This is a genomic window from Rhodococcus sp. LMD, assembly GCF_056108245.1.
On record NZ_CM148557.1, the window covers coordinates 766,717 to 781,842 of the forward strand.

Below are 15,126 nucleotides of genomic sequence, written 5' to 3' on the forward strand. Positions count from 1 at the left end.
GGCCGGACTCTAGCCGCGCGCCGCCCCGGCTGCGGGGCGAACCGTCTTCATGGCCCGCTCGACTTCCCAGAAGGCGCGCAGCGACGCGATCCGGCCGTCGTCGTCCACGCGGTAGACGAACACGCCCTCGGCGTCGATCACGTTGCCGCCGAGGGTGGTGCGGATGGTGCCGATGTTGACGCACTCGTCGCCGCACACCAGCACGTCGTCGACGAGGAACTCGAGCCGGTCGGTGTTCGCGATGGTCATGTCGTAGAAGCGCGAGATCGCCTCGCGCCCGTGGTGCCCCGTGCCCTCCGGGTCGAACCCGGACGGACCGACCGGGTCCTCGACGACCCCGTTCTCGGCGAACAGTGCCAGCCACTCGTCCTTGCGCTTCCCGCTGGCCGCGGCCTGGGACGCCCGCGCGGCCACCCGCGCCGGATGTTCGTCGCTCATGCCTGCTCCCGTCGATGGATGTACCTGTCGGCGAATCTGTGCAGGGACTCCTGCTTCGCCTCGAGGGGACTGTCGAAGCCGTGCCCGTCGAAGATCCACGGCACCACGATGATGTCGGTGACCCCGGCGTCCTCGAGTTCGGCGTACCCCGCGCTGCCGAACCGGTCGACGCACACGGCCTGGATCTCGAACGGCTCGTCGGCGCGGCCGTATTCGGCGCGCAGTTCGCGCAGTCGCGCGACCACGTCGACGAGGTCGTCGAAGCGGATCATCGCCGAGGTCCAGCCGTCGCCGATCCGGGCCGCGCGGCGCAGCGCGACGTCGGTGTGGCCGCCGATGTAGAACGGCACCGGTGCGCTGGGGGCAGGGCTCATCTGCAGGCGGTCGAAGTCGAAGAACTCGCCGTGGTGTTCGACCATGCCGCCGCCGAGGATGAGCCTGATGACCTCGATCATCTCGTCGACCCGCTTGCCGCGCCGCGCGTACGGGACGCCGCACCACTCGAATTCCTCCGGGGCCCAGCCGATTCCCACGCCGAAGCCGAAGCGGTTCCCGGTCAGGTTGGCGACCGACCCGACCTGGCGGGCCAGCAGCACGGGGTTGCGGGAGCCGAGCTTGAGGACCTGGGTGTAGAACCGGAGCGTCGACGTGACCGCCCCCATCGCGGCCGCGGCGATCAACGGATCCACCCACGGGGTGTCCTCGGTCCACATCCGCGACCCGTCGGGAGTGTACGGGTAGTCGACGCTCTGCTTCTCCATGTAGAACAGGGAGTCGGGCAGCGCGATCGAGGCGAACCCGCACTCTTCGGCAGTGCGGGCCAGGTCGGCGAGTTGATCGAGCGGCGTCATCGCGACGCCGACGGTGAAGTCCACCACGGTCCGTGCCTATCGTTCCGGTCGGTCCGAGCCGACCACCCACATCGAGAAGTACTGCGAGCCACCACCGTACGCATGCCCGAGCGCCTTGCGCGCACCGTCGACCTGATGTTCCCCGGCGCGGTGCATCACCTGCATCGCCGCCTCGGCGAATCGGATCATTCCGGACGCGCCGATCGGGTTGGACGAGAGCACCCCGCCGGACATGTTGACCGGCAGCTGACCACCGAGGGCCGTTTCCCCGGACTCGGTGAGCTTCCAGCCGGAACGTTCCGGGGTGAAGCCGAGGTTCTCGAGCCACATCGGTTCGAACCACGAGAAGGGGACGTAGATCTCGGCGCAGTCGATCTCGGTGAGCGGGTCGGTGATCCCCGCGGCCTCCCACAGCGCCGCCGCGGCCATCCGGCCCGCCTCGGGGTTGACCTGGTCGCGTCCCGCGTACGTGGTCGGCTCGGTTCGCATCGCGGTGGCGTGGATCCACGCGACGCCCCGGCCCTGCGCCTCGACTGCCGCGGCCGAGTCCTCGTCGCCGATCACCACGGCGCACGCGCCGTCCGAGGAGGGGCAGGTCTCGTCGTAGCGGATGGGGTCCCACAGCATCTGCGACGCCTGCACCGACTCGAGCGTGATGTCCGGCTGCTTGAGGTGCGCGTAGGGGTTCTTCGCGCCGTTGAGGCGGTCCTTGACGGCCACCATCGCGCCGATGTGCTCGGGGGCGCCCGAGCGCCGGATGTAGGAGCGCACGTGGGGGGCGAAGTAGCCACCGGCGCCCGCCCCGACCGGCATGGTGAACGGCACCGGGGTGGACAACGCCCACATGGCGTTCGATTCGGACTGCTTCTCCCACGCCACGGCCAGCACCCGTCGGTGCACGCCGGCCTGGACGAGGCTGGCGGCGACGTTGGCGGTGGACCCGCCGACCGACCCGGCGGTGTGGACCCGCAGCATGGGCTTGCCGGTGGCGCCGATCGCGTCGACCATGCCCAGCTCGGGCATCATCACGCCCTCGAACAGGTCCGGGGCCTTGCCGATGACGACGGCGTCGATGTCGTCCCAGCCCACGTCCGCGTCCGCGAGCGCCCGGTCGATCGCCTCGCGGACGAGACCGGACATCGACACGTCGTGCCGTTTGGCGACGTAGTGGGTCTGTCCCGTGCCGAGGACAGCGGCGAGTTGCTTGCCCATCAGTTGCGTCCCTCCAGAACTGCTACCAGATTCTGTTGCAGCACAGCCCCACTCGTCGCGTGTGCGAGCGCACGTCCGGCGCGGCCGTCCATGATCGCCTGCGCGGCGCAGCCGATGCGTTCGAGTCCACCGGAGAACATGGGGTTGCCGGTGAGCGGACCCCCGGTCGGGTTGACCGCCGTCGCGCCCGAGAGGCCGAGCGCCTCGCGCAGGATCAGCTCCTGATGCGTGAACGGGGCGTGCAGCTCGGCGACGTCGAAGGCGGTGTCCCCGCCGGTCACCGCCGCGGCGGCCGCGGCGGCGGACGGTGCCTGCGTCAGGTCCCGCGAGCCGAAGTTCGGGGTGTCGATGCGGTGCTCGATGCCGGTGATCCAGGCGGGGTTCTCGCACAGCTCGCGGGCCCGGTCGCCGGTGGCGAGCACGACGGCGGCGGCGCCGTCGGTGACCGGGGCGCAGTCGTGCCTCCGCAACGGGTCGGCGACGTAGGGCCGGTCGAGCAGTTCCTCGACCGTGACGTCGCCGCTGATCTGGGCATTCGGATTGTCCTTGGCGGCGGCCCGTGCGCGGACGGCGACCTGCGCCATGTCCTCCTCCGTCCACTTGCCGGCGTCGAGTCCGAACCGGGCCTGCAGCCCGGCGAGCGAGACGGAGTCGAGGCCGAGCGGTGCGACGAGGTACGGGTCGAGTTGCACGCCGAGGACCTGGCGCAGCGTGCCCGCCGAGGACTTGCCGAAGCCGTACACGAGCGCGGTGTCGACCTCCCCGGTGAGCAGCTTGACCCACGCCTCGTACAGCGCCCAGGCGGCGTCCATCTCGACGTGGGATTCGTTGATCGGTGGCACCGCGCCGAGCGCGTCCACGGCGGAGATGAACGAGAACGCCCGGCCGGCCAGGTAGTCCGACGAGCCCGAACACCAGAAACCGATGTCGGACTTGGTGATACCCAGCTTGTCGTAGAGCTCCCGGAAGCACGGGACGAGCATCTCGACGCCGTTGGTGGTGCCGGTGGTCTCGCGCACGTGAGGTGCCTGCGCGAAGCCGACGACTGCGATGTCTGTCATGGTGGGCGCGGCTCCCTTACAGGTGGTGTTCGAAGGTCTCGTAGGCGGCGTCCGGCTCGCCGGTCGGCCGGAAGTACTCGATGTTGCGCAGCGTGTAGTCCCACTCCTCGCGCGGGCGCCACTTCGCCTCCACCCGCATGCCCATGCGCACCTCGGAGGCGTCGCACTCGAGGATCAGGTGCAGGAACGGGATGTCGGCACCGTCGAGCAGCACGTACGCCGCGACGTAGGGCGGCGTGATCTGCTGCCCGAGAAACGGCACGTTGACGATGCAGAACGTGGTCACGATGCCCTTGTCGGACACCTCGACCTGCTCGCGGGTGGGGATGCCGTCGGTGGGGTTCGCGCCGCGCGGCGGGATGTAGACCTTGCCGCCGGGACCGGTGCGCCCGCCGATCAGTCGGCCCTCGGCCAGCCCGCGCAGGTAGTAGGACTCCTCGGACGACGCGCTGTGCGTGTAGTGCAGGTCCAGCGGGGTGATCATCATCGTCACCGGTTCGCCGGAGTCCTCCGGCCGCACCGTCACGGTGCCGGCCTCGCCGGGCTCGAACCCGGCGATGTCGCGGATGTGGCCGACGCGGTCGTCGGCCCAGCGCACGCGCACCCGCATCCCGGTGCGCATGTCCGCCGGGTCGGGGACGTCGACCGCGTGCAGCAGCGTCGTGTCGGCCCCGTCCAACTGGATCAGCGCCCACGCGAAGGGACGGTCGAACGGCTGGCCCGGCAACGGATCCGGATTCCAGGTCCAGCTGCGAACCGTGCCGCTCTGCCCGACCTCGACGAAGTCGGTGAGCGGTTCGTGGGTGACCGCGTCGAACTCCGGGGGCGGCACGAGGACTCGTCCGTCCGAACCGCGGGCGCCGAGGATTCGTCCGTCGCGCAGACCGGTGACGAACGCGCCGACGGTCGGCCCCGTGGATCGGGTGTAGTCGAACTTCAGGTTCAGTGGTGCGCTCAGCGGTTTCTCCGCGGTCGCGCTCTTTCCCAGGCTCACAACTTCGAGTAGAACAGGTTCTAGAGACGGTGGCAAGGGTACTGTCCGAGCAGCGGTGCCTTCGGCCCACCCCGAAAGGAATGGTGTGCAATGAAACTGGGTCTGCAGCTCGGCTACTGGGGGGCGCAGCCGCCCGCGAACGCCGGAGAACTCGTCGCTGCCGCCGAAGCGGAGGGCTTCGACGCGGTCTTCGCCGCCGAGTCGTGGGGCTCGGATGCGTTCACACCGCTCGCCTGGTGGGGCTCGGGCACGCAGCGGGTGCGGCTCGGCACGTCCGTCGTGCAGATCTCCGCCCGCACCCCCACCAACTGCGCCATGCACGCCCTCACCCTCGACCACCTCAGCGGCGGCCGGCACATCCTGGGCCTCGGCGTATCGGGCCCGCAGGTCGTCGAGGGATGGTACGGCGAGCCGTTCGCCAAACCGCTCGCTCGCACCCGCGAATACGTCTCGGTCGTGCGCCGGGTGCTCGACCGCCGCGAGCCGGTGACCAACCCGGGGCCGCACTACCCGCTGCCGTACGACGGTCCCGGCGCCACCGGACTCGGCAAGCCGCTCAAGCCCATCACGCACCCGCTGCGCGCGGACATCCCCATCTGGATCGGCGCCGAGGGACCGAAGAACGTCGCGTTGACCGCCGAGATCGCCGACGGATGGCTGGCCATCTACTACTCGCCGCGCCTGGCCCCGATGTACGACGAGTGGCTCGACGAGGGCTTCTCCCGTCCGGGCGCCCGGCGCACCCGCGCCGACTTCGAGATCGCCGCGACCTGCCAGGTCGTCGTCACCGACGACCGGGCGGGGACCGTCGCGGGCCTCAAGCCCGTCACGGCCCTGTACGTCGGAGGCATGGGCACTCCCGAACTGAACTTCCACGCCCAGGTGTACCGGCGGATGGGCTACGGCGACGTCGTCGACGAGGTGACCAGGTTGTTCCGCGCCGGTCGCAAGGACGAGGCCGCCGCCGCGATCCCCGACGAGATGGTCACCGAGACGATGATCGTCGGCGACCGCGACGAGGTCCGCGCCGGAGTGAAGCGCTGGTCCGACGCGGGCGTGACGATGCTGCTGGTGAGCTGCCACGACGCCGAGCACGTGCGTTCCCTGGCGGACGTCGTCCTGGGCTGATCCCGCCGCCCCGGCGCGCACCCACTGCTGCCGCGTGACCGAATGTCACACCGGTTCGATGTGATCGACGCGATGTGACATTCGGTCGGCGGGGGCGGCCGGCGGGGGCGGTCAGCGGGGGCGGTCGGCGGGGGCGGTCGGCGGGGGCGGGCAGAGGCCCCTCAGGCGCCGGTGAACTTCGGGGCCCGCTTCTCGGCGAAGGCGCGGGGGCCCTCCTTGGCGTCGGCGCTCTTGAAGACCTCGGCGCCGAGCTTCGCGTCGATCTCGAAGGCCTCCTCCTCGTGCAGGCCCTCGGTGTCGCGGATGGTCTTCAGGATGGCCCGGACGGCGAGCGGGCCGTTGGCGGCGATGGTGCCGGCGATCTCGAGGGCCTTGTCGAGTGCCTGACCGTCGGGGACGACGTGGCCGATCAGGCCGATCTCCTTCGCCTCGGGGGCCGTGATGTGCCGGCCGGTGAGCAGGATGTCGGCGGCGATCGTGTAGGGGATCTGACGCACGAGCCGCACCGCCGAGCCACCGAGTGGGAACAGGCCCCATTTTGCTTCGGACACACCGAATTTCGCACTATCGCCGGCCACCCTGATGTCGGTGCCCTGGAGGATCTCGGTGCCGCCGGCGATGGCCGGCCCCTCCACCGCGGCGATGAGCGGTTTGGTGAGGCGGCGGCCCTTGAGCAGCGCGGGCAGCCTCGACAGGTCCCATCCTCCGCCGTCGCCCTGCTCGAACTTGTCGCCCGGGGCGGACCGGTTCATCGCCTTGAGGTCGGCGCCCGCGCAGAAGGCGCCGCCCGCGCCGGTCAGGACGGCCACCCGGATCTCCGGATCGTTGTCGACGCGGTCCCACGCCTCGGCCATGATCGCCATCATCTCGCCGGAGAGGGCGTTGCGCGCCTCGGGCCGGTTCATGGTGACGATCAGGACCGGACCGCGCTGCTCGACGAGGCAGTGCGGAGCGGCTGCCGAAATGCCGGAAACTTCCGATGCGGTGGTGGACACTGAGGACTCCTGCGGTGTTGTGAACTGGATCTCATTCGGGTCTTGTCAGAAACGGTAACACGTTCTACTTTTGTGTCGTGGCCCTTAACATCGCAGACCTCGTAGAGCACGCAATCGACCTTGTTCCCGACCGCGTCGCGCTCGCGTCGGACGGACGTGAGGTCACCTACGCGCAGCTGGAGGAGCGCGCCAATCGGCTCGCCCACTATCTGCAGGAACAGGGTGTGAAGCCCGGTGACAAGGTGGGGATCTACTCCCGCAACACCATCGAAGCCATCGAGGCGATGGTCGCGGTGTTCAAGATCCGTGCCGTGATGGTGAACGTCAACTACCGGTACGTCGAGAACGAGTTGCAGTACATCTTCGACAACTCGGACATGGTCGCGCTCGTCCACGAGCGTCGCTATTCGGACAAGGTCGCCGCCGTCCTGCCGCACTGTCCGCAGATCCGTACCGTCGTCGTGGTCGACGACGGCACCGATCTCGACTACTCGGGCTACGACGGCGTCGACTACGAGTCCGCCCTGGCCCAGGGCTCACCCGAGCGCGACTTCGGCGAACGCAGCGCCGACGACCTCTACATCCTCTACACCGGAGGCACCACCGGCAGCCCCAAGGGCGTGATGTGGCGTCAGGAGGACGTGTGGCGCGTGCTCGGCGGCGGCATCAACTTCATGACGGGCGAATACGTCGCCGACGAATGGGAACTCGCCAAGACCGGTGCCTCGGGTGCGCCGCTGGTGCGCTTCCCGATCCCGCCGCTCATCCACGGCGGTGCCCAGTGGGCGGTGCTGCAGTCGCTGTTCAGCGGCGGCAAGGTCATCATGCATCCCGAGTTCGACGGCCACGAGGTGTGGCGGGTCATCGAGGAACACAAGGTCAACGTCATCTTCATCACCGGCGACGCGATGGGCCGCCCGATGCTCGACGCCCTCGAGAGCGGCCGTCCCGGGACGGGGGAGAAGTACGACCTGTCGTCGCTGTTCGCGATGGCGTCGAGCGCGGCCCTGTTCTCCCCGGCGCTGAAGGAGCGCTTCCTGGACCTGATGCCCAACACGGTCGTCACCGACTCGATCGGCTCGTCCGAGACCGGCTTCGGCGGACTCGGCATCGTCGCCAAGGGACAGACCCACGCGGGCGGCCCGACCGTCAAGATCGACGCCTCCACCGCCGTGATCGACGACGAGGGGAACCCGATCGAGCCCGGATCCGGTCAGGTGGGCGTGCTCGCCCGCAAGGGCCACATCCCGATCGGCTACTACAAGGACGAGGTCAAGACCAAGGCGACCTTCCGCGAGTACCACGGTGTCCGCTACTCCATCCCGGGGGACCACGCGCGGGTCGAGGCCGACGGCACCGTCACCATGCTCGGCCGCGGCTCGGTCTGCATCAACACCGGCGGCGAGAAGGTGTTCCCCGAGGAGGTGGAGGGCGCCCTGAAGGCCCACCCGGACGTGTTCGACGTCCTCGTCGTCGGCGTGCCGGACGAGCGCTGGGGACAGCGCGTGTCCGCCGTGATCGCCCCCCGGGCCGGCACCCGGCCGGCGCTGGCCGACCTCGTCGAGGTGGCCCGGACGCAGATCGCCAGCTACAAGATCCCGCGCAGTGTCTGGTACGTCGACGCCATCAAGCGCTCACCGGCCGGCAAGCCCGACTACCGGTGGGCCAAGGAGCAGACCGAGCAGCGCCCAGCGGACGACCACCACACCAACGGCTCCGCTGCGGCGAGCTAGAAGGGACCGGGATGCACACCGATCTCAGCAGGAAATTCGGAATCCAGTACCCGATCTTCGGGTTCACCCCGTCCGAGCACGTCGCCGCCGCGATCAGCCGGGCCGGTGGTCTCGGCGTCCTCGGCTGCGTCCGGTTCAACGACCCGGCCGAACTCGACGACGTCCTCACCTGGATGGACGAGAACACCGACGGCAAGCCCTACGGCGTCGACATCGTGATGCCCGCGAAGGTCCCCACCGAGGGGTCCGCCGTCGACCTCGACAAGCTCATCCCCGCCGAGCACCGTGCCTTCGTCGAGCGCACCCTCGCCGAACTCGGCGTGCCGCCGCTCGACGAGTCCGCCGAACACGCAGCCGGTGTCCTCGGATGGCTGCATTCGGTCGCCCGCTCCCACGTCGACGTCGCGCTCGGGCACCGTCCGGCCCTCATCGCCAACGCACTCGGCTCCCCGCCGAAGGACGTGATCGACCTCGCCCACGAGAAGGGGGTGCCCGTCGCGGCGCTCGCCGGGGCGGTCGAGCATGCCCGGCGGCACGTCGAGAACGGCGTCGACATCGTCATCGCCCAGGGATACGAGGCGGGCGGGCACACCGGTGAGGTGGCCTCGATGGTGCTCTGGCCCGAAATCGTCGACGCCCTCGGCGATTCGGCGACGGTACTTGCCGCCGGCGGAGTGGGGTCGGGTCGGCAGATCGCCGCCGCGCTCGCGCTCGGCGCGTCCGGAGTGTGGATGGGCTCCTACTGGCTCACCACCTCCGAATACAAGCTCGGCGCCGCCGCGGCCGGCCCGTCGTCGGTCCAGCGAGCGCTGCTCGGCGCGTCGTCGTCCGACACCGTGCGCTCGCGGATCTACTCGGGCAAGCCCGCCCGCCTGCTCAAGACGAAGTGGACCGAGGCGTGGTCGAAGCCCGAGGCGCCGTCACCACTGCCGATGCCGTTACAGAACCTGCTCGTGAGCGAAGCCCACCAGCGGATCGCCGCCGCGGACGATCCCGAGGTCGTCGCGATGCCCGTAGGGCAGATCGTCGGCCGGATGAACGAGATCCGGCCGGTCGCGGAGATCATGGCCGAGCTCGTCGCGGGGTACGAGCAGGCCGTCGACCGGCTGAACGCGGCCCGGTGACGGACCGGTGGTGACCGTCTACGATCCCTTCGACCCGCAGTTCCTGGCCGACCCCTACCCGGCCTACCGGATGCTGCGGGACGAGGATCCGGTGCATCGCCACGTCAGCGCCCGGAACGGCATCCCGCCGTTCTGGGCGCTGTCCCGCTTCGAGGACGTGTGGAACGCGGTGCGCGACACCGGCACCTACTCCTCTGCACAGGGATTGACGTTCGTACCCGACGAGATCGGAAAACTGGGTCTCGCGCCGACGATCGTCATGCTCGACCCGCCGCGGCACGGACAACTGCGTGGACTCGTCGCGAAGGGCTTCACTCCCCGGCGCGTCGCGGCTCTCGAGGACGCGGTGCGCGGATTCGTCCGAGTGCTGCTGGATTCCTTCGCGGGCTGGCGTGAGGTGGATCTGCACCGCGAGTTCTCCTCGCCGATACCCACATTCGTGCTGGCCGAGCTGCTCGGGGTGCCGGCAGCCGACCGGCCGCGCTTCGATCCGTGGGTCGCTGCCCTCACGGCGCTGCAGGACTCCGGGTTCGACCTGAACGCCATGAGCGCCCCCGCTGCCGTCGCCGAGATGTTCGAGTACTTCGCCGGGTTGATCACCGAGCGCCGTCGCGCACCCGGCGACGACCTGATCAGCGCGTTGACCGAAGTCGAGTCCGACGGCGAACTGCTCACCGACTGGGAGATCCTCGGCTTCTGCTTCGTCATGGTCGCCGGGGGCAACGACACCACCGGGAACCTGATCTCGCACGCGGTGATGCTGCTCGACACCGACCACCGCCAGCGCGCCCTGCTCGTCGACGACCCCGCCCGGATCCCGGGCGCGCTGATGGAGACGCTGCGGCTGGAGGGATCGGTGCAGGGACTGGCGCGGACCACCACGCGCGACGTCGAACTGCACGGGGTGACGATTCCCGCGGGGGAGAAGGTGATGATGCTCTACGGCGCGGCCAATCGGGACGAACGCGAATTCGGGGACACCGCCGAGCAGTTCGACATCACCCGCTCCATTCCGCGGCACCTGGGTTTCTCCAGCGGTCCCCACTTCTGCATCGGCTCGCACCTGGCGAAGTTGCAGTCCCGGGTCGCCCTCGAGGAATTGCTGTCCCGGTATCCGCACGTGTCGGTCGACCCGGGTGCGGGGGTACGCCTGCAGTCGTCGTTCACCCGCGGCTGGGTGAGCCTGCCCGCGTCGCTCGGGTAGCCGCGTTTCAGGGCTGCACCTCGACAACCCCGTGCGCGCCCCGCTCGGCGTCGACCATCACGTGCGAGACGAAGGGATAGCGGCCCTCCTCGGGGAAGGTCAGCTCGACGAACCCGCCCTGGGACGGCGACAAGCCGAGCGTCTGCGCACCGGAGACGCCCGGGCGCAGGCGATAGTCGCCCTCGGTCCAGACCGTGTCGAACTGCCCGCCGACGACATGGAACGCGGTGCCCCGGTCGGGTCCGGCCGCGAGTACCCAGATCCGCACCCGCTCGCCGACACGGGCGGGCAGCGGCACGTGGTCGTATTGTCCGGCGTAGCCGTTGAACACCACCAGATCCGGTGCCTCCGCTGCGATCTTGGCCGCGTCCGCCTCACCCGCCGCCGGACCGAGATACAACTCCGACTGCACCAGCACGTACTCGCGGTCCACCGGCGGGAGGTCCGGCGGATCGATGACGACGGCGCCGAACATCCCGTTCGCGATGTGCACGGACATCGGCATCGTGGCGCAGTGGTACATCCAGATGCCGGCACGCGTCGCGGTGAACCGGTAGACCAGGGACTGTCCGGGGTCGATGGTGCGCATCGGCCCGTCGGGGGCGAGCGACCCGGCGTGGAAGTCGATCGAATGCCCGATCGTCCCGTCGTTGACCAGCGTGATCTCGAAGACGTCGCCGACCTTGCCGTGCAGGGTGGGACCGGGTGCGGTGCCGCCGAACGTCCACAGTCGCTGGGTGATTCCGGGGGCGACGGGACGCTCGGATTCGGTCACGGTCAGGGTGATGCGGTGCTCCGGCATCGGCGCGGGCAGCGCCGGGTCGTGCGGGACGAAGTCCGGTCCCGGTTCGGCACCGAGGCTGCGAGCGACGTCGGTGGCGGCGAGCGATGTGCCGGCTGTCGCCGCGGCATGATCGGCGTGCGCGTCCGGGGCCGGCGCGCCGGTCGCGCGGATCCGTAGCGTCATGCCCATCTGCCGGTGGCCGGCGACCGAGCACCACCCGTCGACGTCGCTGCCGATCACGCCGGCGTCGAGAGTGGCGGAGTCGCCGGGAGCGAGGCGCTCGGTTCGGGTTCCGTCGGCAAGGACGAGGTCGTGCCGATCCGTACCGGAATTGGTGAGGGTGACGACGAGGCGGTTTCCGGCGGGAACGTCGATCACGTCGGGCACGAACCGCATCCCTTCGATGCGGACCTGAGCTTCCGTGGTGACGCCCGTGACCTCGACCGCCTCCGCGCGCACGGTGGAGATGCCCGCCGCCGCGGGATCCGCCGCCACGCCCGCGGCGGCGGCCACCACGACGACACCCAGGCCCGCGGCGGCCACACCGAGACGCCGCCGGGCGGGGATCGGTTCGGGCCTGCCGAGCCGCGACGGCGTGCCCTTGGCCCGGCGGCCGGCCACCACCGCGCGTACCGCGAGCGGAAGAAACGCGGCGAGGGCGACGAGAACCAGCATCGACGCCAGGACGCGCACCAGGCTCGGCGCCGGGAGCACGCACAGCACCAGGCCCCCGTTGGCCACCGCGACACGCCACGCCGCGCCGCGTTCGAGTTCCGCCGTCGCGGCCTGCACGGCCGCCCGCCCGCCGATGACCACCGGGAGCAGGTACGTCAGGGCCCCGAGCAGCACCTGGACGAGGAAGCCGGCGAGCAGGATCCCGGTGGCCGTGCCGATACGGCCGGCGGCGGCCGTCCAGCCGGGTGCGGTGGCCAGCGCGACCGCCACGTAGGCGGCGCTCACGAGGAACCAGGTCACCCCCGCGAGGACGGACATCGTCGCGAAATCGGCGGGTGTGCGGCGACGGATCTCCGCGAGGTGCGGTTCGAGCACGTACACCGCTGCGGCGAGGTAGGTGAGCGCGCCCGCCGCTGCGAGCCCAGTGCTCCCCATGATCGCCCCGGCCACTCCGGCGCCGAGCCCGGCGGCGAGAACGGGCAGACCGTGCCGCGCCGCCGTCTCCACCCGCTGCGCCACCCGGGTGCGCAGCATCGTCGGCCACAGGGTGACCAGCGTGCCGAGCACGGTCAGTCCCATCCACCCGAACAGGTTGACTCCGGCGTGCGCGACGACGAACCGCTCGTGCAGCGTCCCCGGCAGCGCGTCGTTCGCCATCGCGGCGCCGAGACCTGCCCCCAGCGGCAGCAGGGCGGCGGCCACGATGTAGAAGCGGACGGTCTCGCCGAAGCGTGACGGCAGCGCGGCCCGCAGGTGCCGGACGAGGATCACGGCGTGTATCGCGGCGATCACCGCCACCGTGACGCTGCCGGCGAGCACCAGGGGCCACCAGCGGCCGAGCATGCCCGCGACGACTGCGACCGCGCCGGCGTTGAACACCACCAGCCGCAGCGCTTCGGGTCGACGACTCGTCGCCGGCGGGCGGCGCAGCAGGGCGTCCGCGAAGTGCCGGCTCCAGACGAGGACGGCGTTGCTCGCCGCCCCGAGTCCGAGCAGATGCACCAGCAGCCACCCGGACATCGGCACGAACCGGTGAGCGAGCGCGACGACGACGAGCGCGACGAACCACGCGAACACGATCGTCCCCGCCCGCAGGTGCCATCCGCCGCGGCTCATGCCGGCGCCTCCGTCCGCGCCGGTCGCAGCGCCGAGTACGCGGCCACCGCGAGAAAGGCGAGCACCGCGACGATGTTCAGGACCCCGCCGACGGTGACGGCCCATCCGACGCCGCGGACGTCCCCGACCGCCAGGCGTAGCAGCAGGGACCCATGCAGCAGCACTGCGGGCCCGTACATGGCGGGGCGGTACGGCAGGGGCCGTCGCACCACGGCCGGGAGAACGATCGGGGCGTGCGCGAGGATCATCGACAGCACGAAGCCGAGCATCACCGCATGCACGACCGCGTCGTACCCGCCGCCCGTCCGGACCGGGCCGACGAGCAACCACGTCAGTCCCGCCGCGGCCAGCCACCCGTACCCGGCGAGCAGGCACACGGCCGTGAACCGGGCCTGTCCGGCCGCGCGGACCGTGCGGCGGGCCACGTCGAACCGGGCCAGCCAGGCGACGAGGGCCAGCAGCGCGGCGCCCAGGAGGGGATACCCGGCGGACGGCCACAACAGGGTGGCGAGCACGCCGGCCACGACGGCCCCCGCGCTCGCCACCAGGAGCTGCTCCGCGCCGGTGCCGACCATCGCCACCCGCGCGAGCTCGAGGCGTTCCCCCGCGATCGTGAGCACGAGGAAGCCGACGAACCACGGCAGCAGGTCGGGGACGGACACGCCGCCGAGCCACAGCAGTGCACCGCCCGTCGCGAGGACCGCGCCGGCCGCCTGCACGACCACCGCGACGTCCTCGGTGCGCCGCCACAACGGCACGTACACCGCGACGAGCAGGGCGCTGCCGGCCACGAGGAGGCCGTCGGCGAGACCTCGGGGGGCGGGGGCGACGAGCAGCAGACCGCCTGCGCCCAGGCAGATCGGCGCGGAATACCCCCAGCGGCGTCCGAGTGCGACAGCGCGCTCGAGGGCGACCACCGTGCCGACGAAGCCGAGCACCAGCACGACGCCGTGGACCTCGGGGAGCCGGTCGCTGTCGACCGGAGCGGGCACACCGAGCAGCAGCAGTGCGGCGTCGAGACCGGCGAGGAGGGCCACCCCGCCCGGGAAGAGCAGCAGCGCGCGTGTCGGAACGGGACGCTCGTTCACGGCTGCCGCCCCGAGGGCCGTGGCGGTGCGGCGGGCGTAGGCAGGAAGAGCCGGCACGCGCCGGGTTCGGCGAAGGGCAGCAGGTCCAGGCCCGGCCCGGTGGGAGCGCCGAGTTCGGCGAGGACGCCCTCGACGATACCGAGGTGGACCTGGCACACCACCGTGGGGAAACGGCGGGCGGCGGCGAGCAGCGGGCACCGGCGGAGCGCGACGCCGCGGAGCGGCCCGTCGTCGACCGGGTCGAAGCCGAGGTGGGCGAGCAGGGTCAGCACCGTCCGGTCGGGGTCGCCGGAGGCGCGGTACTCGCGCACGAGGTCGCGGCCCCAGTCGGTACCGGCCGCGCGGGCGTCGGACTCGGGAGTGGCGCTGGTGCGGGCGAGGTGCCCGGCGAGGGCGGTGGCGAGTCCGGCGTAGTCGCGCGCGGAGACGGAGGGGTCGGCGGCGGGTGCGGGCCGGTACCACCGCGCGGGCCGGCCGCGTCCCCGCGCCGGTTGCGGGCCGACGCTGTCGTGGACGAGCAGGCCGAGTTCCACGAGGGCTTCGAGATGCTCGCGCACCGTGTTGGTGTGCAGGGTGAGACGTCCGGCGACGTCGCCGACGCGCACGGGAGCATGGGTGCGCACGTCGCCGAGGACGGTCGCGCGCTGGGCCGACAGCGGCGGCGGCTCCGCCGTTGCCGGAGGTGCCGGCCCGAGAACCGGATCACTATTTTCCACGGAATTA

13 protein-coding genes are annotated in these 15,126 nt (G+C 71.0%); 4 read left to right on the forward strand and 9 right to left on the reverse strand.

Going from position 1 to position 15,126, the window contains the following annotated elements:
- Positions 1-9: 9 nt before the first annotated feature.
- From ACWPQI_RS03555 to ACWPQI_RS03575, 5 genes are read right to left on the reverse strand one after another with little or no spacing between them, the layout of a single operon-like run.
- The gene (locus tag ACWPQI_RS03555; RefSeq protein WP_010594464.1) at positions 10-438 is read right to left on the reverse strand and encodes a nuclear transport factor 2 family protein; all 429 of its coding nucleotides are present in this window, start codon (positions 436-438) and stop codon (positions 10-12) included.
- Positions 435-1,313 carry a TIGR03619 family F420-dependent LLM class oxidoreductase gene (locus tag ACWPQI_RS03560; RefSeq protein ID WP_026137822.1) on the reverse strand — a complete coding sequence of 293 codons (879 nt, stop codon included), beginning with the start codon at positions 1,311-1,313 and terminating at the stop codon, positions 435-437. The genes ACWPQI_RS03555 and ACWPQI_RS03560 overlap by 4 nt, the downstream gene beginning before the upstream one ends.
- 12 nt (positions 1,314-1,325) lie before the next feature.
- A complete protein-coding gene (locus ACWPQI_RS03565) occupies positions 1,326-2,501 on the reverse strand; it encodes a thiolase domain-containing protein (protein ID WP_048773347.1) in 1,176 nt (391 codons plus the stop codon).
- Positions 2,501-3,562, reverse strand: coding sequence for a thiolase domain-containing protein (locus ACWPQI_RS03570; protein ID WP_010594461.1), 1,062 nt, complete (start codon positions 3,560-3,562; stop codon positions 2,501-2,503). The genes ACWPQI_RS03565 and ACWPQI_RS03570 overlap by 1 nt, the downstream gene beginning before the upstream one ends.
- 16 nt (positions 3,563-3,578) lie before the next feature.
- The gene (locus tag ACWPQI_RS03575; RefSeq protein WP_017680982.1) at positions 3,579-4,556 is read right to left on the reverse strand and encodes a Zn-ribbon domain-containing OB-fold protein; all 978 of its coding nucleotides are present in this window, start codon (positions 4,554-4,556) and stop codon (positions 3,579-3,581) included.
- Between the two features lie 90 nt (positions 4,557-4,646).
- Here ACWPQI_RS03575 and ACWPQI_RS03580 point away from each other — a divergent pair, with 90 nt between their 5' ends.
- Positions 4,647-5,684 (forward strand): LLM class F420-dependent oxidoreductase, encoded by a 1,038-nt coding sequence (locus ACWPQI_RS03580; RefSeq protein ID WP_017680983.1) that lies wholly within the window; start codon positions 4,647-4,649, stop codon positions 5,682-5,684.
- A 161-nt stretch (positions 5,685-5,845) separates the two neighbouring features.
- Here ACWPQI_RS03580 and ACWPQI_RS03585 read toward each other — a convergent pair whose 3' ends face one another.
- Positions 5,846-6,679, reverse strand: coding sequence for a crotonase/enoyl-CoA hydratase family protein (locus ACWPQI_RS03585; protein WP_040273874.1), 834 nt, complete (start codon positions 6,677-6,679; stop codon positions 5,846-5,848).
- A 77-nt stretch (positions 6,680-6,756) separates the two neighbouring features.
- Between ACWPQI_RS03585 and ACWPQI_RS03590 the strand changes: the two genes are divergently transcribed.
- From ACWPQI_RS03590 to ACWPQI_RS03600, 3 genes are read left to right on the forward strand one after another with little or no spacing between them, the layout of a single operon-like run.
- Positions 6,757-8,412 (forward strand): acyl-CoA synthetase, encoded by a 1,656-nt coding sequence (locus ACWPQI_RS03590; RefSeq protein WP_010594456.1) that lies wholly within the window; start codon positions 6,757-6,759, stop codon positions 8,410-8,412.
- An 11-nt stretch (positions 8,413-8,423) separates the two neighbouring features.
- Complete coding sequence (locus ACWPQI_RS03595) at positions 8,424-9,536, forward strand: NAD(P)H-dependent flavin oxidoreductase (RefSeq protein ID WP_010594455.1); 1,113 nt, start codon at positions 8,424-8,426, stop codon at positions 9,534-9,536.
- A 10-nt stretch (positions 9,537-9,546) separates the two neighbouring features.
- Positions 9,547-10,740, forward strand: a complete 1,194-nt coding sequence (locus tag ACWPQI_RS03600; RefSeq protein ID WP_228287187.1) for a cytochrome P450 — start codon at positions 9,547-9,549, stop codon at positions 10,738-10,740.
- Positions 10,741-10,747: 7 nt separating this feature from the next.
- On the opposite strand, the gene ACWPQI_RS03605 is transcribed toward ACWPQI_RS03600, so the two are convergent.
- Genes ACWPQI_RS03605 through ACWPQI_RS03615 form a run of 3 tightly spaced genes read right to left on the reverse strand, consistent with a single transcriptional unit; the run spans position 10,748 to position 15,119 of the window.
- On the reverse strand, positions 10,748-13,315 hold the full coding sequence (locus ACWPQI_RS03605) for a multicopper oxidase domain-containing protein (RefSeq protein ID WP_010594453.1): 2,568 nt from the start codon (positions 13,313-13,315) through the stop codon (positions 10,748-10,750).
- A complete protein-coding gene (locus ACWPQI_RS03610; protein WP_010594452.1) occupies positions 13,312-14,460 on the reverse strand; it encodes a hypothetical protein in 1,149 nt (382 codons plus the stop codon). The genes ACWPQI_RS03605 and ACWPQI_RS03610 overlap by 4 nt, the downstream gene beginning before the upstream one ends.
- The gene (locus tag ACWPQI_RS03615; protein WP_228287186.1) at positions 14,400-15,119 is read right to left on the reverse strand and encodes a helix-turn-helix transcriptional regulator; all 720 of its coding nucleotides are present in this window, start codon (positions 15,117-15,119) and stop codon (positions 14,400-14,402) included. The genes ACWPQI_RS03610 and ACWPQI_RS03615 overlap by 61 nt, the downstream gene beginning before the upstream one ends.
- Positions 15,120-15,126: the final 7 nt, after the last annotated feature.